Source organism: Pelomonas dachongensis (assembly GCF_043555865.1).
GTDB lineage: Bacteria > Pseudomonadota > Gammaproteobacteria > Burkholderiales > Burkholderiaceae_C > Pelomonas > Pelomonas dachongensis.
Window position 1 is genome coordinate 1 of record NZ_JBIGHY010000072.1, and the last position, 253, is coordinate 253.

General features: G+C 63.2%; 1 pseudogene. It reads left to right on the forward strand.

Features of this window, described 5'->3' with window-relative positions:
• Positions 1 to 128: pseudogene (locus ACG02S_RS26370) on the forward strand (IS5/IS1182 family transposase); the annotation flags it as partial.
• Positions 129 to 253 lie beyond the last annotated feature (125 nt).

Sequence of the window (253 nt, forward strand, 5' to 3'; positions counted from 1 at the left end):
CTGGCGCTGGCAGAGCGTTGACGGCGCCATGATGAAGGCGCCACTGGCTCAGGAATCCGCAGGCCCCAACCCGACGGATCGGGAAAAAAAAGGGCAGCAAGAGACACCTGCTGGTGGACGGCCGTGGGTGAGCGTCTGGCCGCGCCATCTTGACTGACGACGGTCAGCCTTGTGCTTCGGTTTCGTCAGTGACCACGGTGTCCGAGTAGTAGCGAGCGACGGCCTTGTCCAGCCGTTTGAGCAACGCCGTCAG